Below are 17,297 nucleotides of genomic sequence, written 5' to 3'. Positions count from 1 at the left end.
CCTGCAAGCTTACGGCCGAAACCATCCCGGAGGGCAGTCACTATACCCACGAGCTAGTGCTCGATGGGGCGCGGCACTGGTACGTGAAGGGTTAGGCCCCGTTCTTCCTCGCCATGTCGAACCCGAACAGCAGGTGCTCGAGCTCGCCCTTGGGTGCCGGCGCAAAGACCAGCGGCTTTTCCGCTGCGCGGATCGCGGCGATGTCGCCGGCGACGTCCTCGATCGTCCAGTCCTTGCGGAAGATGCCCTCGCTCTCAGCGATGAAGGCGCGGGCAACGCGGCCGCCCATCGCGACCAGCATCTCGCCCGAGATCGAGCAGTCCTCGTGGCACAGCCAGGCCACGGCCGGGGCGACCATCTCGGGCTCCATCGGTGGGAACTGGCTGGTGTCGATCCCGGCGGACATGCGCGTCACGGCGGCGGGGATGATGACGTTGCTCCTGATGCCGGCTTCGGCGCCCTCGATCGCCGCGGTGTTCGACAAGCCCATGAAACCGGCCTTGCACAGCGAATAGCTGGCATTGTTGGCCTTGCCGTAGAGCCCGTTGATCGATCCCGTCAGGACGATGCGACCATAATTCTGCGCGGTCATGTGCGGGAAGCACTCACGCACCATGTGGAAGGCGCCCCGCAGGTGGACCGAGACCACGGACTCGAAATCCTCGTAGGCGATCTCGGTCAGCAGACCGCGGCGGACGTTGCCGGCGCTGTGGATCAGGATGTCGACGCGGCCGAAAGCGTCGAGCGCGGTCTGGACGATGGCCCTGGCGCCCTCGGGCGTGGCGACGCTGTCGAGGCTGGCGACGGCCTGGCCGCCCGCAGCGCGGATTTCTGCGACCAGTGCATCGGCCGGGCCTTCTTCGGTGGCATCACCCGACATCGAGACGCCCGGATCGTTGACGACGATCTTCGCGCCGCGCGAGGCCAGCAGCAGCGCATAGGCGCGGCCGAGCCCCCTGCCCCCCGCCCGTGATCACGGCAACGCGGTCGTCGAAACGCAATTCGGACATGGCACCTGTTCTCCCAATTCGTCGCCCCTGCGCAGGCAGGGGCCCATCTGACATCTCGTCCTGATGCCGACGGTGGGTCGACGAGGAGAGCCTATCTAGGCCCCTGCCTGCGCAGGGGCGACGAGGCAAGTGTGGTTAGGCTACGGCCCCGCCGCTGCGCAATTCGGCAATCTGCTCCGCGGTCAGCCCCAGCACCTCGGCCAGGATCGCGTCGGTGTGCTGCCCAAGCACCGGCGGCGCGGCCGGCTTGGGCTGCTTCTCGTCGAACTTGATCGGGCGGTTGACGATCGGGATCGTGCCCAACACCGGGTGATCGACCTCGACCACCATCTCGCGCGCCACGGTCTGCGGCTGCGACAGCGCCTCGGTCACGCCGAGGATCGGCGCGTGGGGCACCTCATACTTCGTGAACAGCTCGATCAGCTCGGCGACCGTCTTGTCCTGCGTGAAGGCGGAGACGATCGCGTTGACCTCGACGCGGGCCTCGCGGCGCTTGGTGATCGAATCGTAGCGCGGATCGGCGGTGTTCTCGGGGCAACCGAGCGCGTCGCAGATCTTACCCCAGAAACTGTTCGTCAGGCAGGCGACGATGATCGAGCCGTCCTTTGCCGGGAAGGCGCCGTAGGGCACGAGGTTGGGGTGTTGCGAACCCTGCGGCTTGGGATCCTCGCCGTTGAACCAGGCGAGCTGGGCGATGTAGCCGAGCATGCCAACGAGGCCGTCCATCAGGCTGATGTCGATATAGCGTCCTCGCCCGGTCGTATTGCGCTCATGCAGCGCGGCGAGGATCGCAATGGGACCATTGATCCCGCCGACGAGATCGCCGAGCGGAATGCCGAGCTTGGTCGGCTGCTGCCCCGGCTCGCCATTGACACTAAGCGCGCCCGACATGGCCTGGAGCACGATGTCGAACGAAGGGCGGTCCTTGAGCGGTCCGGTCTGGCCGTAGCCCGAGATCGCGCAGTAGATGAGCTTGGGATTGGCCGCCGAGAGCGCCTCGTAGCCAAGGCCCAGGCGGTCCATCACGCCGGGGCGGTAGTTCTCGACCACGATGTCGCATTTCGCCGCCAGGTCCCGTGCCAGGGCCAGACCGGCTTCAGACTTGAGATCGATGACGATGCTCTTCTTGCCGCGGTTGATGCTGAGGAAATAGTGGCTCTCGCCCTCGCGGATCGGCGGGAAGTCGCGCGTCTCGTCACCGCTGCCCGGCGGTTCGATCTTGATCACCTCGGCACCTAGATCGGCCAGCGCGAGGCTCGCGGCCGGCCCGGCAAGCACGCGGGTGAAATCGAGCACGCGGATGCCCGCAAGCGGGCCGGGCCAGGAAGGAGCGGGAGTTTCGGTATCTGTCATAAGCTCTCCCGCGCTCTATGCCCCTTGAGGGTCTATCTCAATCCTCGCCGGCGCGAAGACGAGGTGGCCTGAAACGACCGATCCCGGCCGCGCGAGAAGCGCGACCGGGAGGGCGTGACGATCTGGTATGGGCTCAGCCCTTGGTGGGCAGCTGAGCAACCGAAGTACCGAAGGCCGAAAGCTCGCCGCGATGCGTCGTCGCCTTCTGTTCGACCTCGACGTACTTCTTGCCGTTCTCTTCGAACTTCTTGGTGACCGTGCCGTCGATGAAGATCACGTCGCCGTCCGGGTTGTGGCGGCGGATCTGGCAGCTCGACTTGTGCAGGAAGCCATCGTCGCCGATCCAGTTGGTCATCTGGTGCGTCAGCCACGAGCAGCGCTCTGGGCCGTAGTCGTAAGCGCCCGGGGCGCCGACCTCGAGGGCGAAGTCCTCGTCCCAGTGCACGCGCTCGGGGCAGTCGGGCACATTGAAGCGGTTCTTGATGCCGAGACCCGGGTGCGCAACCTGCATCTTCCACGCCATCTTGTTGGCGCGGATGTAGAGGCCGCCCCAGCCCTGGGCATAGGCGATGAAGCCGGTGACCGTCATCGGCCCCTTGATCATGCGCGGTAGGGTGTCGCCAACCTGCACGTCTTCCCAATAGCGCGGGGTCGCGCCGCGGACTTCCTCGTTCGCGTAGTATTCGGAGAACTCGGCCAGCTGCTCTTCGGTGAAGGGCTCAACGCGGCCGCGGGCTTCGGTGTACTTCGTGCCGCGCTCGCGCGCTTCGTCGCGGTCGGTACGGAAGACCCAGCTGTCCGCGCCGGCGACGTGGTCGCCGTGCTGGTTGTAGAAGTCGACGTGGTAGATCTGCTGGAACGAGCGGCCGGCAAACTTGGTCTGGTGCTCGACCAGGTCCTTGAGGTGCGCTTCCGACGAGATCACGTCGTTGCGCAGGACGGGCTTGTGCCAGGTCCAGTCGGCGCCGGCCCACATCGCGTGGACGCCCGAGAGGCCGCCCGAGTAGCCAGAGATGATACGGTTGGTCGAGAACAGGAAGCTCGGCAGCGCAACGATGTTACCGTACTGCGTGTTCTTCGCGTAGTCGGGATCGGTCCACAGGCGGTTGTCGTCACCGATGCCGTGGGCATAGTGGCGGATCGCGTCGCGCGAAGCTTCGTAGTTCCAAGGCTCGACCGTGTTCTCGATGCGCACGCCGATGCGCTGGCGCAGGGAGGCAAGGCCTTCCTCGGTGATCTTGGGGAATTTGGCTGCCATTGTCTCTTCTCCTAAATCCTGAATTCAAATCTCTGGTCCGTCTCCCCGGACTTGATCCGGGGTCCCGCTTCCTTGCGACGTCGCGGAAAAAAGCGGGGTCCCGGGTCAAGCCCGGGATGACGGGGACGGGTAAAAGGTCATCCGGCCAAGGCCGCCGCTTTCGCGGCTTCCTGGTCTCGGAGCATCTTGCGGTGCACCTTGCCGGCGGGGTTCTTGGGCAATTCGGATACGTATTCGACGATCCGTGGGAACTCGTGCTGGGCCAGGCGTTCCCGGGTGAAGTCCTGCAGTTCCTTGGTGAACTCGTCGCTGCCTTCGCGGTTGGCGACGACGAAGGCCTTGACCACCTGGCCGCGCTTCTCGTCGGGCACGCCGATCACGCCGCATTCCAGGACGTTCTCGTGGCGCAGCATGGTGTTCTCGATCTCGACCGCAGACATCGTCCAGCCGGCCGAGATGATCACGTCGTCGGCGCGGCCGCAGTGGTAGAAGTAGCCGTCTGCATCGGTCTTGGCGCGATCCTTGGTGGTCATCCACCCGCCACCACGCCAGAGCATCAGTTCACCGATCTCACCCGCGTCGGTTTGCGACCCGTCGGGGCGTTGCACTTCCAGCTTCTGTCCCGGAACGGGCTTGCCGAGCGAGCCGGGCTTCACATGGAAGTCCTCGGCGCCCGGATAGTTGACCAGCACGACGCCGATCTCGGTCGTGCCGTACATCGAGCAGGCCGGGACCTTGAAATACTCGTCGACCCATTCGAGCGTCGCCGGGTCGATCGGCTCGCCGGTGTAACTCAGCTTCTTGAAGTGGAACGTGTAGTCGCCGCCCTTCCCGGAGTTCTTCATCATCCGGTAGTGGGTCGCCGCGGCCGACATATTGGTGATGCCGAAATCGTCGAGGCCCTTCATCAGGCGGACCGGATCGAAGCGCCCGGCGAAAGTGCCCGTTGTCACGCCCATCGCGAGCGGGGCGAGCGTACCATGCCACAGGCCGTGGCCCCAGGCCGGGCTCGACGGACAGAAGAACTCGTCGCCCGGGCGGATGCCGGTGCCGTAGAGCGCCGCGAACATCAGCGTGACGAGCGTGCGATGCGAATGCTTGACCGCCTCGGGCAGCTCGCGCGTGGTGCCGCTGGTGTACTGGAAGACGGCCATGTCGTTGGCCTTGGTCTTCGGCGTATAGGTCTCCGGGTACTGCTTGATCTCGTCGAGCAGGCCCTGGTCGGCGACCACGACGCGCGGGCTGCCGTCGACATTGACCGCACCGCGGGCAAGCTCGGCCTTTTCCGCATTGGTGATCAGGATCGTCGGGTTGCAATCGCCGACGCGCAGGCGCAGCGCATCGGGGCCGAAAAGCGTGAACAGCGGCACCGAGATCGCACCCGTCTGCATCGCGCCGAACAGGCAGACGTAGAAGGGCAGGCTCGGCTCGAGCATGAAGGCGATACGGTCGCCCTGCTGGATGCCCTGGGCGTCGAGCCAGTGGGCGAACTGCGCGGCGCCGGCCGAGATCGTGTCGAAGCTCAGGATTTCGTCGCTGCCGTCGGCATGAGCGATGCGCACGGCGGCGCGGCCCGAACCGTCGGCGTGCCGGGTGATGCATTCGTGCGCGATGTTCAGATGCTCGCGGTCGCCGTCGAACAGCTCCCATAGCGCGGCCGAATTGGCATGCGCCTGGGCGTCCGAATAGCTCGTCATTTCGGTCAGCTTGGGCATCGGTCCACCAAAATCATTTGTTTTCTGCAGGCGAGCAGATCGTGTCACCGCCCGGACGAGAGGGCAAATGCCAGATCGCGCTTGCTATTGCAAATATAGAATGGTATTCAATATATTGAATGAATGACCCTGAAGCCCAACTCGCCAAGGCCGTAAAGGACAGCAAGGCCCCCGCCATCTCGCGAGCAGCGGCGGTGCTGCGCCTGCTGGGTAAGAGCGAAGTGCCTCTCGGCCTCCAGCCGATCGCGCGCGAACTCGGCCTGGTCCCGTCGACCTGCCTTTACGTGCTGCGCGCGCTGGTGGCCGAGGGGCTGGTCTCGTTCGACGCCGACACCAAGCGCTATGCGCTGGACGCCGGCGTGCTGACGCTCGCGCGGCAATGGCTGCGACGCGACGAAGTGCCCGACCTCGCCCAACCCGCGCTCGACCGGCTGGCTCAGAAGTTCGGCGTGACCATGCTCGCCGTGCAGATCTTCGGGCTCGACCGGATCATCGCGGTTGCCGTGTCGCAGGCCGGCGCGTTCCAGGTCAGTGTCCAGGTCGGCAGCCGCTTCCCCGCGCTTATCAGCGCCACTGGTCGCTGCATCGCCGCCTTCGGCGACTATCCCGAGGCCCAGCTCGAGGCCCGTTTCAAGCCTCTGCGGTGGGACGACCCTCCGAGCTTCGACGAATGGAAGGAACAGGTCGCCCAGACCCGCGCCCAGGGCTTCGGCATCGACGAGGGCCATTACATCGCGGGCGTGACCGTCCTCGCTGCGCCGGTATGGAAAGCGGTCGGACGCCCAAGCCACGCGCTCGTCGCCATCGGCCTCGGCTCCGCCCTGAAGCGCAGCGGCCTACCCGAACTCGAACAGGCGCTGCTCGGCGCGGCCCAGACGCTGACGACGCAACTGGGCGGATAACGGCCCGCCGTTGCAATATGGGCACAGTCGAGCTCTTCGGTTCCAAAAATCGTCCATAGGATATTGCCGCGTATCATTCAGCCTCTTAGGAACATGTCCCCAAGGGATGAGACTTGGAGCGATCCGTCGCGCTGACCGGTAGGCGAAAATAGGCCGGATGCCCGCGACTGATTGAACATCGACAGACTAATGCCGCGGGTTTTTGCTCGCGGTAACTTTGCGCAAGGTCAAGGAACCGCCGCGCGAGCGATGCAAAACAAGAACGATTGCCAAGGAGGAAATGGGATGAGGTGCAAGAACTGGTTCCTGAGCGGTTGCACGCTGCTCGCAACTATCGGCGCAACACCGGCACTAGCGCAGAAGTCCGATGCCGAGCCGCAGGCTGGCGAAGTATCCGGCGAAGGCGACATCATCGTCACCGCCCGCCGCCGACAGGAGACCGCGCAGGAAACCCCCGTCGCGCTGACCGTGCTCAACGACGCGCTGCTCGACCGTTACGGCGTCAAGGGCGTCGCTTCGATCCAGTCGCTGACCCCAGGGCTCTATACGGGTGAATCGTCGGGCGCGATGGGCGGCACGATCTCGCTGCGCGGTATCGGCTCGGGCGATTCTATGGCTTTCATCGACCAGGCCGTGTCCTCGAACGTCGACGGCGTGCCGATCAGTTCCGCGCAGATCCTGCGCGCCGCTCAGCTGGACCTCAAGCAGATCGAAGTGCTGCGCGGCCCGCAGGCGCTGTTCTTCGGCAAGAACAGCCCGGGCGGCATCATCTCGCTGACCACGGCCGATCCGGGCGAGCGCATGGAAGCCATGCTCCGCGGCGGCTACGAGTTCACCGCGCGCGAGAAATACGTCGAGGGCATGTTCTCGACGCCGCTGTCCGACACCGTTGGCCTCCGCCTCGCCGCACGCTATTCGGACATGGACGGCTACATGAAGATCGACACGCCGACCGGCCCGGGCACGATCCCCATGGATATCAGCCGCTTCCCCGACCAGAAGGAACTGTTCTTCCGCGGCACATTGACCTGGAAGCCCTCGGACCGCGTCTCGGTGCGGCTCAAGGCGACCTTCACCGATACCGACATGATCGGCGGCTCCTCGAACTTCTCGGACATCACCGGCTGCCCCTATGGCACGCCGCAGCGCCCCGGCGAGACGCCTGCGAACTGCAGAAACGACGGCCACATCCTGATCTCGCAGATCCTGCCTTCGACCATGGCGGTGAGCCCGCTGTTCAAGAACCCGAACGGCAGCCGCACCAACAACCAGACGCTGCTGAGCGGCCAGCTCGACTGGAACGTCACCGACACGCTGAAGCTGACCTCGGTCACCGGCTATTACCGGATCACCGAAGACCTGACCTCGAACGGCGGTTACGGCCCCTACTCCAACAACGTATTCGCCGTGGGCTTCTCGAGCGACCAGGTCACCCAGGAACTGCGCCTGGCCTCATCCTTCGACGGGCCGATCAACTTCCTCGCCGGCGGCTTCTATGAGGATCGCAAACTCTTCACCTCGACGATCATCGTCCAGCCGTTCGTTGCGACGCTGTCGCCCGCGCTTCCCGCCACGCCCGTGCCGGCCAACACCCGCCTGCCGATCGAATCGACGCACCAGAAGCAGGAAAGCTATTCGGGCTTCGGCCAGCTCATCTTGGACGCCACGGACCAGATCCAGCTCACGGCAGGCGCGCGTTACACGCACGAGGTCAAGAATCTGCTCGACTACACCGTCGCACAGACTTCGGCGGGCGTCTATTTGCCCGGCGTCGACGTGACCAAGCTGCCCGACTATCGCGGCGGCCCCAATCCGCGCCTGTCGTACAACGATTTCTCGCCGGAAATCACCGTCACCTGGAAGCCGGCGACCGACATCATGCTGTTCGCCTCGTACAAGGAAGGCTTCAAGTCAGGCGGCTTCGACGCGGGCTATACCGGCGGCGCCATCTTCGCCTCGCCCACCGCGACGGCGGCGCAGGTTGCGGCAGCTTCCGCCCGGCGGGCGCAAGGCCAGATCTTCCTGCCCGAACACGTCAAGGGCGGCGAGCTGGGCCTCAAGTCGCGCTTCGCCAATCGCCAGGTGACCTTCAACCTGACCGGCTACTGGTACGACTACAAGGGCTTCCAGGTTTCGGTGTTCGACACGATCAGTCGCGCCTTCCGCCTGCAGAACGCGGGTTCGGCGCGGGTCCGCGGCATCGAGGCAGAATTGCGCTACAGCCCGAACGCGATACCTGGCCTAAGCCTGCACGCGACGGGGGCCTTCAACGACGCCAAGTACCGCAAGTTCGACAATGCCGATTGCTACAATGGCCAAACCTTCGCGCTGGGCTGCAACCTCGTGCAGAACACGGCCACCGGCATTTACACTGCGCAGAATCTTTCGGGTCAGCGCCTGCGCAAGGCGCCCGAATTCGCCGCGACTTTCGGCGGCTATTACGAGACGCTGGTCACCAATGGGCTGATGATGGGCCTCTCGGTCGACGGCTCCTACTCGGGCGCCTACGAGTACGGGACCAACTACCAGCCGCTCGCCTACCAGAGCGCTTATGCCAAGCTCGACGCGACGCTGCGGTTCTTCTCGGAAGACAAGCGTTGGGAGTTTGCGGTGATCGGCCGCAACCTCACCGACAAGCGCAACCTGATCAACGGCATCGACCGCACCGGCACCGGCAGCGGCAAGGGCACGACCCAGACGAGCTGCACCGCTGCGTTCCAGGCGGGCTGCGCCGCTCTGTCCGACATCATCGGCACGCCGACGCTGCCGCGCACCATCGCGCTGCAGGCTACCGTCCGCTACTGATCTTGCCGCGATCTCCTGCGGCGTGCCATGACGCCGGCACGCCGTGGGAGACGCAAGCATGAGCACCGATACCGAAGCCAACAAGCGCAAGGCGCTCGCGCTGCTCGAAGCCTCGGGCAAGCACGACGGGCCGGCCTTCGCCGCGCTGATGCACCCCGAGGGGACCTATTGGACGCTGGGGAAACCGCACCTCTTTGCCTATTGCGGCGAGAAGAGCCGCGAGGCGATCTGCGCCTACATGGCCAGCCCCAGCATCTTCGTCGGCGGGGTGGAGACCACCTTCGGCGACATCACCGCCGAGGGCGACCGGGTGGCGGTCGAGGCCGAGACGAAAGGCACGCTGCCCGACGGGCGCGTCTATACCAACATGTACCACTATCTCTTCACCTTCCGCGACGGACTGGTCTGGCGGGTGAAGGAATACCTCGACACGCAGTCGGCGGCAGAATTCTTCGCCAAGTAGCTAGGGCGTCGCCGAAGCCTTCCCCTCGGCATCGGTGAACAGGAAGTCGGTCCGCACCGTCGTCGGATCGTCAGGCCCGGGGAAGCCCGGCGGCGGGCCATAATCGCGCACGTCGTAGTACTTCGCGGTGAGGTCCGGCGGGCCAATGTAGTACATGTTCCAGTGGCGGTAGCGGAACCGCAGCGCGCCATCTTCCTCGACGAAGCGCTCATAGTAGATGCCGATCGTATCGGCGCTCTGCCCGCTCGCGAACTTGTTCTGCTCGGTCACATAGGTGCGCGCGGTCACCATTCCGTCGACCAGCTCGACGATCGGCGAGCGGAAAGTCATCAGCGTCCGCCCGGTGTGGACCATGAAGCGCGCGAAAGTCTCGCGGATCTCCTCGCGCCCGCGCATGTGCATGCCGGCGACCTTCCATTCGGCATCGACCGCGAAAAGCGCCGCGAAGCTATCCGGGTCCTTGCGCCACAGCGCATCGGCATAGCGCCCGTGGAGCTGGCGGATCGCGCATTCTATCGCGACGAGATCGGTCATGCTCGGCTCTCCCTTTCGGGCGAGCTTAGGCGGAAGGCTTCGGCTTCAGCAAGGCCGTGCGCAGCATCGTCAGCGCCACTTCGCCGCGCTGGTTGGTCAGCTCGTGCTTGAAGGTGACGATCCCCTGCCCCGGCCGCGACTTGGACTCGCGCATCTCGACCACTTCGGTCGAGCAGGTCAGCGTATCGCCGATGAAGGTCGGCTTGGGAGTGACCACCTTGTCGAAGCCCAGATTGGCGATCAGCGTGCCCACCGTGGTGTCGGCGATCGACAGGCCAACGGCCAGGCTGAAAGTGAAAGTCGAATTGACCAGGATCTGGCCGAATTCGCTGGCCCTGGCATATTCGGCGTCGAGATGCAGCGGCTGCATGTTGTGCGTCATCGCCGAGAACATCAGGTTGTCGGTCTCGGTCACGGTGCGACTCGGCTGGTGGACGATCCTGTCGCCCACGGTCCATTCATCGAAATAGCGGCCCGGCATCGTCAGCTTTCCTTCTTTTTACGCGGTTTCTTCTTCGCCGCGGCGCGGCGGCCCGCCGCGAGTCCCAGCCCGGCCCAGCGGCGCAGTTCGTCGGGATCGTCGTAGGCTTCCTCGGGCGCGAGACGATAGTTCATCGTCGCGGTCTTGCCCTCGCGATCGTAGCGGAACTTCTCGCAGCCCGCCGCATCCCATTCGGCGTCGTTCTCGGCATCACCCTTGAACCAGAGCTGGTCGAAAGCGACGATGCAGAAGACCACGCCGTCGCAGTAGAGCGTGTGCCCGCCCATCATTTTGCGCGACGTGACCGTGCCGACGGGCTCCATGGCTTCGGCCACCCAGTCCACGAGTTCGGAGCCTCGATTGGTCATTGGCGGCTCATTCCTCGGCAGCCGCCTCGATCCTCGCGAGCAGCGCCTCGACCTGAACCTGCGCGCCAGCACTCGCGTTGAGCTCGGCGACGACGCCGTCGAACGGTGCGGTCAGCGTGTGCTCCATCTTCATCGCCTCGAGCGTGAGCAGCTTCTGGCCCTTGGTGACCGTGTCACCTTGCGCGACTTCGACCGCGATGATCTTGCCCGGCATCGGCGAGAGGATCGCGCCATCGCCACCATGCCCGCCGTGGGAGTTATCCCAACGGTTGCCTACGATCAGCGCTTCGCCTTCGCGAAAAACTACACCGCCATCCGACCGGGAACGGGCTTCGATCCGCCGGCTCAAATAATCATCCGGCAACTCCCGCCGAACGGTGTCGCCCTCAACATTCATCGCAATCGTGTGATCCCAATCCGCGTTCAAACGAAAGCCAAACGTTTGACGCCAAGGCTCTGCCTCAAAGCGGTCGTAGTAGGAATGCTCAATCGAAGGCCCGTGCCAGTGCCCACGCATGGGCGAGAGGCTCATTGCGAGCAGCACGGTTACCGCATCGTCGAGTAAGTCCTCGCGGAGTCGCTTCGGGCGTTCCAAATCCGGCCAGTGGTGCTCGATGAAGCCCGTATCAAGGTTCTCAGCGGCAAAATCTGCGTGCCCAACGAGCCGTGCCAAAAATCCCGCGTTCGTTTTAACTCCAGAAACCTGGGTGTTCCTGCAGGCCTTGTGCAGCTTCTTGATCGCCTCGTACCGATTCATGTCGTGGACCACGATCTTAGCGATCATGGGGTCGTAGAACGGAGATATTGTATCGCCTTTCGCGATTCCGGTCTCGGTTCGATTTGGCGCCAGGATATCGAATGTCGAAACGGTCCCAGTGGAAGGCAGGAAGCCGTTCTCGGGATCCTCGGCATAGAGCCGCGCTTCCATCGCCCAGCCGTCGATCGACAGTTCGTCCTGCTGCAGCGGCAACGGTTCACCGCTCGCCACACGCAGCTGCCACTCGACGAGATCGACGCCGGTAATCTCCTCGGTCACCGGGTGCTCGACCTGCAGGCGCGTGTTCATTTCCATGAACCAGATACGGTCGGCGCGCAGGCCTTCGGACCCGTCGGCAATGAATTCGATCGTCCCCGCGCCGACGTAGTCGACGGCTTTTGCTGCACGCACTGCTGCGCAGCAAAGCTCTTCGCGAGTTGCAGCATCCATGCCCGGTGCGGGCGCTTCCTCGATGACTTTCTGGTGCCGCCGCTGCAGCGAGCAATCGCGCTCGAACAGGTGAACGACATTGCCGTGGCTGTCGCCGAACACCTGCACCTCGATGTGCCGCGGCGAGAGGATGTACTTCTCGATCAGCACGTGGGCATTGCCGAAGGACGAAGCCGCCTCGCGCTGGCACGAGGCCAGCATGTCGGCAAAATCCTCAGCCTTTTCAACGAGCCGCATCCCCTTGCCGCCGCCGCCGGCGACCGCCTTGATCAGCACCGGATAGCCGATCTTGCCCGCTTCCGCGGCGAGCAGCGCCGGGTCCTGGTCCGCGCCCATGTAGCCCGGCGTCACCGGCACGCCGGCCTCGGCCATCAGCTTCTTTGCCGCATCCTTGAGCCCCATCGCGGTGATCGACGAAGGCTTCGGCCCGACCCAGATCAGGCCGGCGTCGATGACGCTCTGCGCGAACTCGGCGTTTTCCGACAGGAAACCGTAGCCTGGATGGATCGCCTCCGCGCCCGTGGCTTTTGCTGCAGCCAGGATCTTCTCGCCGACGAGATAGCTCTCGCGCGCAGGTGAGGGGCCGATGTGCACGGCCTCGTCTGCCTCGTGCACATGCAGCGCCTTGGCATCGGCGTCGGAATAGACCGCAACGGTACGGATACCGAGCTGACGCGCGGTGCGGATGATCCGGCAGGCGATCTCGCCGCGATTAGCGATGAGGAGGGATTTGATCATAGCGTTTTCCTCGTCACATCCTGAACACACCGAACTGCGGCCGATCGGGTATCGGCGCCTCGAGGCTCGCAGCCAGTGCCAGCCCCAGCACATCGCGCGTCTGCACGGGATCGATCACCCCATCGTCCCACAGCCGTGCCGTCGCGTAATAGGGATTGCCCTCGTCCTCGTACTTCTGCCGCACGGGCGCCTTGAAGGCTTCGGCCTCCTCTGGCGTCCACTTGTCGGCATCGCGGTGGACGGTCGCCAGCACGGACGCCGCCTGCTCACCGCCCATCACCGAGATGCGCGCGTTGGGCCAGGTGAACAGGAAGCGCGGCGCATAGGCACGGCCGCACATGCCGTAGTTGCCCGCGCCGAAGGAGCCGCCGATCAGCACGGTGATCTTGGGCACGGTCGCGGTCGCGACGGCGGTGACCAGCTTGGCGCCGTGCTTGGCGATGCCTTCCGCCTCGTACTTGCCGCCGACCATGAAGCCTGAGATGTTCTGGAGGAACAGCAGCGGGATCTTGCGCTGGCAGGCGAGCTCGATGAAGTGTGCGCCCTTCTGCGCGCTCTCGGAGAACAGCACGCCATTGTTGGCGAGGATCGCCACCGGCATGCCGTGGATATGCGCGAAGCCGCAGACCAGGGTCGAGCCGTAGAGCGCCTTGAACTCGTGGAACTCGCTGCCATCGACCACGCGGGCGATCACCTCGCGCACGTCGTAGGGCGCGCGGACGTCGTCGGGGATCACCGAGTACAGTTCCTCGGCCGCATACTTCGGCGGGCGGGGTTCCCGCAGTTCCAGCCCGTGCCGGTGACGCGGGCCCAGGTGCGAGACGATGTCGCGCACGATGGTCAGCGCGTGCTCGTCATCTTCAGCCAAGTGGTCGGTGACCCCCGACTTGCGGCTGTGCAGATCGCCTCCGCCCAAATCCTCGGCGCTAATCTCCTCGCCTGTCGCGGCCTTCACCAGCGGCGGGCCGGCGAGGAAGATCGTGCCCTGCTCCTTAACGATCACGCTCTCGTCGCTCATCGCCGGCACATAGGCGCCGCCCGCGGTGCAGGAGCCCATGACGCAGGCGATCTGCGGGATGCCCTTGGCGCTCATGTTCGCCTGGTTGAAGAAGATGCGGCCGAAGTGGTCGCGGTCGGGGAAGACCTCGGCCTGGTGCGGCAGGTTGGCTCCACCACTGTCGACCAGGTAGATGCACGGCAGGTTGTTCGCCTCGGCGATCTCCTGCGCGCGAAGGTGCTTCTTGACCGTCAGCGGGTAGTAGGTGCCGCCCTTCACCGTCGCGTCGTTGCAGACGATCATGCACTGGCGGCCCGAGACGCGGCCGATCGCGGCGATCATGCCGGCGCCGGGGATGTCCTCGCCATATTCGCCATAGGCGGCGAGTTGGCCGATCTCGAGCAGCGGCGAACCCGGATCGAGCAGGCGTTCGACGCGGTCGCGCGGGAGCAGCTTGCCGCGAGACGTATGCCGCTCGCGCGACTTGGCATTGCCGCCGAGCGCCGCGACGGTGACGCGCTCGCGCAGTTCGGCAGCCAGCGCGCGGTTGTGCGCGGCGCGGGTCTGGGCTTCGGGGCTGTCGAGGTTGAGTGCGGTCTGGAGCACGGGCGCGCTCATCGAAGGTCCTCTCGTGTCGCTTGTCGCCGGCTATCTAGCCCCGCCTGCGCTTCCGCGGAAATTGAAAGAATCGCGCCCGCGTAATAGACAGTATCTATGATAGACCAATATATGCTGCGCTACTTTCTCGCCGTGGCCGAGACCGGTAACTTCAGCCGCGCCGCCAAAGCGGTCAGCGTCACCCAGCCGACGCTGTCGGCGGGCATCGCCAAGCTCGAGCGCCAGCTCGGCGCGCGATTGTTCGACCGCGACCGCCAGGGTGTCGCGCTGACCCCCGCGGGCAGCCGCTTCCTGGCCCGTGCCCGCCGCATCGCCGCCGAATACGAGCTGGCGCTGCAAGACCTGCAACATGCGCCCGAGCCCTCCGTGCTGCGCGTCGGGGTGCTGAACACGATCCCCACCTCGACAGTCGAGCACCTGCTCACCCGCCACGGCGCGGCCGGCAGCGGCGAAGTGCTCGAGCTGCTCGACGGCAGTGAGCGCGACCTGGCAGAGCGGCTCGACAGGGGCCGGATCGACCTGGCGCTGACGGTCATCCGCCCGCATCATTCGCGCTTCCGACCCGAACTTTTGGCCCGCGAACGCTACCTGATGGTCCTGCCGCAGGATCACCCGCTGGCCGAGGCCGACGTGGTAGAGCCCGAAGACCTGGCCGGCGATCGCATGGTCGTCCGCCGTCACTGTGAGGCTCTGCCCGAGATCGACCGCTTCTTCACCGCGCGCGGGGTGCGCCCGCGCTTTGTGCTCAAGACCACCAGCGACCAGCGCGTGCTGGCCGTGGTCCGCGCCAGCCAGGGCGTGGGCATGATGCCGGAAAGCTTCGCCGATCCCATGGTTCGCATGGTCCGCGTCGCCGACTTCGACCTGACGCGCGATATAGGCGTCCTCTATGCTGCGGGGAGCGAAAATGCGGCCCATGCGGACAGCGCGTTCCTCACGCTGCTCCGTGAGCACTATCGCTCCCAAGCTGTCTGAGCGACGAGTTCCCGCAGGAGAGCCAGCGTCTCGATCGCCTGCGCCTCGCCGGTCACGCCGACATTCGCCCGCCGCAGGCTGGGCGTCTCGATCGCCCAGGGCACATCACGCGGTGCGGCCTTGAGGAGTTCCACAAGCGGAAACTCTCCCTCGCCCGGATAGAGCCGCTCGCCGATCGATTCGGGGATGAGCTGCTCGGCCGGGATCGCCGCCAGCCCATCGTTGACCTGGACATAGCGGATCAGGCCCGGCGCAATTCCGGTCAGGTCCGCCGCCGTCCCGCCGGCGCGGACGAAGTGCCAGAGGTCGTAGAGCAGGCCGACGTCGGCGCCTGATGCCTCGACCAGCGATGCGGCCTGCCCGAGGGTTGCCGTGCGGCCCATCACGACGGGTTCGAGATTGGTCGCGAGGCCATATTCGCTGGCGAGCACGGCAAAGGCGGCCAGCACCTCGACAACCTCGCCGCGGTCGGGATTGGTGAGATTGTAGACCAGCGCCGTGGTCCCGCCGAGCCGAGCGCCGAGTTCGAGCGCGGGCCGGTAGAGATCGAGATCGGCCAGCGTCGTCAGATCGAACACTTCGAGCGCCTGCACCTTCACCACGCCGTCCGCGAGCAGCGCCGCGCATTCGCGCGCTTCCGCCGACGTCACCAGCGCCTCTGGATAGATCGGTGGCGGCTGCACCCAGAGGCTGACGAGATCGAACCCCGCCGCGCCCGCCGCGCGGATGAGGTCCGATGGCCGCGTGGCCGTGAGCGTCAGGCTGTCGAGCGACAGCAATGGCGTCACGGCCCGCGTCATCACAGCATCCGCGGATCGACCACCGTGCGCACCGGTGCCAGCGGCCCCGACATCTCGGCCAGCGTCTTCTCGACGCCGCTCAGGCCCACGCGCGCACCCAACCACGGCGTCACGTCGATCTTGCCTTCGGCGATCGAGCGCAGCGCCAGTTCCATGTCCTGCGGCTCCTCGCCGCCGGCGAACTGAACGTTCAGCCGCTTGTTCTGCGCGGCAAAAACGAACAGCGGCTCCTCGTCCATGCAGTAGCCGCCCATGACGATACGTCCATCGAACGGCGCCGCCTCGATGATCCGCTGCAGCATGCCCTTCTGGCCGACGCATTCGTAGATCAGATTGACCTGGCGGTTTCCGAAATCGGGCAGCGGCGCATAGGGGCTGATCTCGCGCGGATCGACGGCGATATGCGCGCCCGCCTTGATCGCCAGCTCGCGGCGACCGGGATGGAAATCGGCGGCGACGATCGGCGCGATGCCCATCAGCTTGAGCCTGGCGATCACGCCCAGCCCGATCGCGCCGCAGCCGATAACCAGTGCCACGTCGTCCTTGGTCGGATTCCCGCGCCGGGCATGCTCGAAGCCGACCGCCATCGGCTCGACCATCGCGGCATAGTCGTCGTTGAGGTCCGACGGCACCTCGATCATGATCTCTTCGTCGAGCAGCATCAGCTCACCGAAGCCACCCGGGCATTCGTGGCTGTAGCCGATGACCTTGTGTGCGCCGTCCTGGCGCATGATCGGCACCGAAGTGACCTTGCGGCCCGCCTTGACGGTGCGCTTGCTGCCCGGGCCGTAGTCGATCACCTCGCCGACGAATTCGTGCCCCGGCACGAACGGCCGTGCGAAGTCGAGCGCCGCATAGGGCCCGCCGAGCCGGCGCGACAGGTCGATGATGTTCTGGCCAGCGTGAAGGAAGTGCACGTCGGAGGCGCAGAGCCCGCAGCTATGCGTGCGAACCAAGGCCTGGCCCTTGCCGGGCGTAGGTTCGGGCATCTCGCCGACATGGACTTTGCCGTCCTGGAAATAGGCTGCTTTCATCGGGTGGTTCTCAACACTTGTAAGAGGGATCGCTGCGGT

The 17,297-nt window shown here is 65.4% G+C and carries 15 protein-coding genes and 1 pseudogene (1 of these 16 only partly in view); 5 read left to right on the top strand and 11 right to left on the bottom strand.

Annotated elements, in window-relative coordinates:
* Window positions 1-95 carry the 3' end of a VOC family protein gene (locus KRR38_RS23320; RefSeq protein ID WP_217405861.1) on the top strand. The gene continues 766 nt to the left of window position 1, outside the view, so 95 of the gene's 861 nt are visible here — the last part of the coding sequence; the start codon falls outside the window, past its left edge; it ends in the stop codon at window positions 93-95.
* Here KRR38_RS23320 and KRR38_RS23315 read toward each other — a convergent pair.
* The 4 genes and pseudogenes from KRR38_RS23315 to KRR38_RS23300 form a co-directional block, all read right to left on the bottom strand.
* A pseudogene (locus tag KRR38_RS23315) lies at window positions 92-1,010 on the bottom strand (SDR family NAD(P)-dependent oxidoreductase). The gene KRR38_RS23320 and the pseudogene KRR38_RS23315 overlap by 4 nt on opposite strands.
* A gap of 135 nt (window positions 1,011-1,145) precedes the next feature.
* Window positions 1,146-2,363, bottom strand: a complete 1,218-nt coding sequence (locus KRR38_RS23310) for a CaiB/BaiF CoA-transferase family protein (RefSeq protein ID WP_217405860.1) — start codon at window positions 2,361-2,363, stop codon at window positions 1,146-1,148.
* A gap of 133 nt (window positions 2,364-2,496) precedes the next feature.
* Window positions 2,497-3,621: a MaoC family dehydratase N-terminal domain-containing protein gene (locus tag KRR38_RS23305; protein ID WP_217405859.1), complete on the bottom strand. Its 1,125-nt coding sequence runs from the start codon at window positions 3,619-3,621 to the stop codon at window positions 2,497-2,499.
* Between the two features lie 137 nt (window positions 3,622-3,758).
* Window positions 3,759-5,336 (bottom strand): acyl-CoA synthetase, encoded by a 1,578-nt coding sequence (locus KRR38_RS23300; RefSeq protein WP_217405858.1) that lies wholly within the window; start codon window positions 5,334-5,336, stop codon window positions 3,759-3,761.
* A 119-nt stretch (window positions 5,337-5,455) separates the two neighbouring features.
* Between KRR38_RS23300 and KRR38_RS23295 the strand changes: the two genes are divergently transcribed.
* The 3 genes from KRR38_RS23295 (at window position 5,456) to KRR38_RS23285 (ending at window position 9,506) form a co-directional block, all read left to right on the top strand.
* Window positions 5,456-6,238 (top strand): IclR family transcriptional regulator, encoded by a 783-nt coding sequence (locus KRR38_RS23295; RefSeq protein ID WP_217405857.1) that lies wholly within the window; start codon window positions 5,456-5,458, stop codon window positions 6,236-6,238.
* Window positions 6,239-6,523: 285 nt separating this feature from the next.
* On the top strand, window positions 6,524-9,043 hold the full coding sequence (locus tag KRR38_RS23290; RefSeq protein ID WP_217405856.1) for a TonB-dependent receptor: 2,520 nt from the start codon (window positions 6,524-6,526) through the stop codon (window positions 9,041-9,043).
* Between the two features lie 58 nt (window positions 9,044-9,101).
* Window positions 9,102-9,506: a nuclear transport factor 2 family protein gene (locus KRR38_RS23285; protein WP_217405855.1), complete on the top strand. Its 405-nt coding sequence runs from the start codon at window positions 9,102-9,104 to the stop codon at window positions 9,504-9,506.
* Here KRR38_RS23285 and KRR38_RS23280 read toward each other — a convergent pair whose 3' ends face one another.
* The 5 genes from KRR38_RS23280 to KRR38_RS23260 are packed head-to-tail and all read right to left on the bottom strand — an operon-like array spanning window position 9,507 to window position 14,449.
* Window positions 9,507-10,040: an SgcJ/EcaC family oxidoreductase gene (locus KRR38_RS23280; RefSeq protein ID WP_217405854.1), complete on the bottom strand. Its 534-nt coding sequence runs from the start codon at window positions 10,038-10,040 to the stop codon at window positions 9,507-9,509.
* A gap of 25 nt (window positions 10,041-10,065) precedes the next feature.
* Window positions 10,066-10,521, bottom strand: a complete 456-nt coding sequence (locus KRR38_RS23275) for a MaoC family dehydratase (RefSeq protein WP_217405853.1) — start codon at window positions 10,519-10,521, stop codon at window positions 10,066-10,068.
* Between the two features lie 2 nt (window positions 10,522-10,523).
* Complete coding sequence (locus KRR38_RS23270; protein ID WP_217405852.1) at window positions 10,524-10,889, bottom strand: TfoX/Sxy family protein; 366 nt, start codon at window positions 10,887-10,889, stop codon at window positions 10,524-10,526.
* Between the two features lie 7 nt (window positions 10,890-10,896).
* Entirely contained in the window at window positions 10,897-12,834 is a 1,938-nt protein-coding gene (locus KRR38_RS23265) for an acetyl/propionyl/methylcrotonyl-CoA carboxylase subunit alpha (RefSeq protein WP_217405851.1), read from the bottom strand.
* A 13-nt stretch (window positions 12,835-12,847) separates the two neighbouring features.
* Window positions 12,848-14,449 carry a carboxyl transferase domain-containing protein gene (locus tag KRR38_RS23260; RefSeq protein ID WP_217405850.1) on the bottom strand — a complete coding sequence of 534 codons (1,602 nt, stop codon included), beginning with the start codon at window positions 14,447-14,449 and terminating at the stop codon, window positions 12,848-12,850.
* Window positions 14,450-14,560: 111 nt separating this feature from the next.
* On the opposite strand from KRR38_RS23260, the gene KRR38_RS23255 reads away from it, so the two are divergent.
* Window positions 14,561-15,424, top strand: a complete 864-nt coding sequence (locus KRR38_RS23255; protein ID WP_254514942.1) for a LysR family transcriptional regulator — start codon at window positions 14,561-14,563, stop codon at window positions 15,422-15,424.
* Here the strand turns inward: KRR38_RS23255 and KRR38_RS23250 are convergent.
* Both KRR38_RS23250 and KRR38_RS23245 read right to left on the bottom strand, forming a co-directional pair.
* Window positions 15,403-16,224, bottom strand: coding sequence for a sugar phosphate isomerase/epimerase (locus KRR38_RS23250; RefSeq protein WP_217405848.1), 822 nt, complete (start codon window positions 16,222-16,224; stop codon window positions 15,403-15,405). The two genes, KRR38_RS23255 and KRR38_RS23250, sit on opposite strands and share 22 nt — an antisense overlap.
* Entirely contained in the window at window positions 16,224-17,258 is a 1,035-nt protein-coding gene (locus tag KRR38_RS23245) for a zinc-binding dehydrogenase (protein WP_217405847.1), read from the bottom strand. Before KRR38_RS23245 ends, KRR38_RS23250 begins: the two co-directional genes overlap by 1 nt.
* Window positions 17,259-17,297 lie beyond the last annotated feature (39 nt).

The sequence above is a fragment of the Novosphingobium sp. G106 genome (assembly GCF_019075875.1).
Taxonomy (GTDB): Bacteria; Pseudomonadota; Alphaproteobacteria; order Sphingomonadales; family Sphingomonadaceae; genus Novosphingobium.
This window is presented reverse-complemented; position numbering and strand designations above follow the sequence as displayed.

Excerpts from the sequence above, each read along its gene's own strand:
- KRR38_RS23310 (WP_217405860.1), bottom strand. The coding sequence starts at position 2,363 with ATGACAGATACCGAAACTCCCGCTCCTTCCTGGCCCGGCCCGCTTGCG.
- KRR38_RS23305 (WP_217405859.1), bottom strand. The coding sequence starts at position 3,621 with ATGGCAGCCAAATTCCCCAAGATCACCGAGGAAGGCCTTGCCTCCCTG.
- KRR38_RS23300 (WP_217405858.1), bottom strand. The coding sequence starts at position 5,336 with ATGCCCAAGCTGACCGAAATGACGAGCTATTCGGACGCCCAGGCGCAT.
- KRR38_RS23295 (WP_217405857.1), top strand. The coding sequence starts at position 5,456 with ATGAATGACCCTGAAGCCCAACTCGCCAAGGCCGTAAAGGACAGCAAG.
- KRR38_RS23290 (WP_217405856.1), top strand. The coding sequence starts at position 6,524 with ATGAGGTGCAAGAACTGGTTCCTGAGCGGTTGCACGCTGCTCGCAACT.
- KRR38_RS23285 (WP_217405855.1), top strand. The coding sequence starts at position 9,102 with ATGAGCACCGATACCGAAGCCAACAAGCGCAAGGCGCTCGCGCTGCTC.
- KRR38_RS23280 (WP_217405854.1), bottom strand. The coding sequence starts at position 10,040 with ATGACCGATCTCGTCGCGATAGAATGCGCGATCCGCCAGCTCCACGGG.
- KRR38_RS23275 (WP_217405853.1), bottom strand. The coding sequence starts at position 10,521 with ATGCCGGGCCGCTATTTCGATGAATGGACCGTGGGCGACAGGATCGTC.
- KRR38_RS23270 (WP_217405852.1), bottom strand. The coding sequence starts at position 10,889 with ATGACCAATCGAGGCTCCGAACTCGTGGACTGGGTGGCCGAAGCCATG.
- KRR38_RS23265 (WP_217405851.1), bottom strand. The coding sequence starts at position 12,834 with ATGATCAAATCCCTCCTCATCGCTAATCGCGGCGAGATCGCCTGCCGG.
- KRR38_RS23260 (WP_217405850.1), bottom strand. The coding sequence starts at position 14,449 with ATGAGCGCGCCCGTGCTCCAGACCGCACTCAACCTCGACAGCCCCGAA.
- KRR38_RS23255 (WP_254514942.1), top strand. The coding sequence starts at position 14,561 with ATGCTGCGCTACTTTCTCGCCGTGGCCGAGACCGGTAACTTCAGCCGC.
- KRR38_RS23250 (WP_217405848.1), bottom strand. The coding sequence starts at position 16,224 with ATGACGCGGGCCGTGACGCCATTGCTGTCGCTCGACAGCCTGACGCTC.
- KRR38_RS23245 (WP_217405847.1), bottom strand. The coding sequence starts at position 17,258 with ATGAAAGCAGCCTATTTCCAGGACGGCAAAGTCCATGTCGGCGAGATG.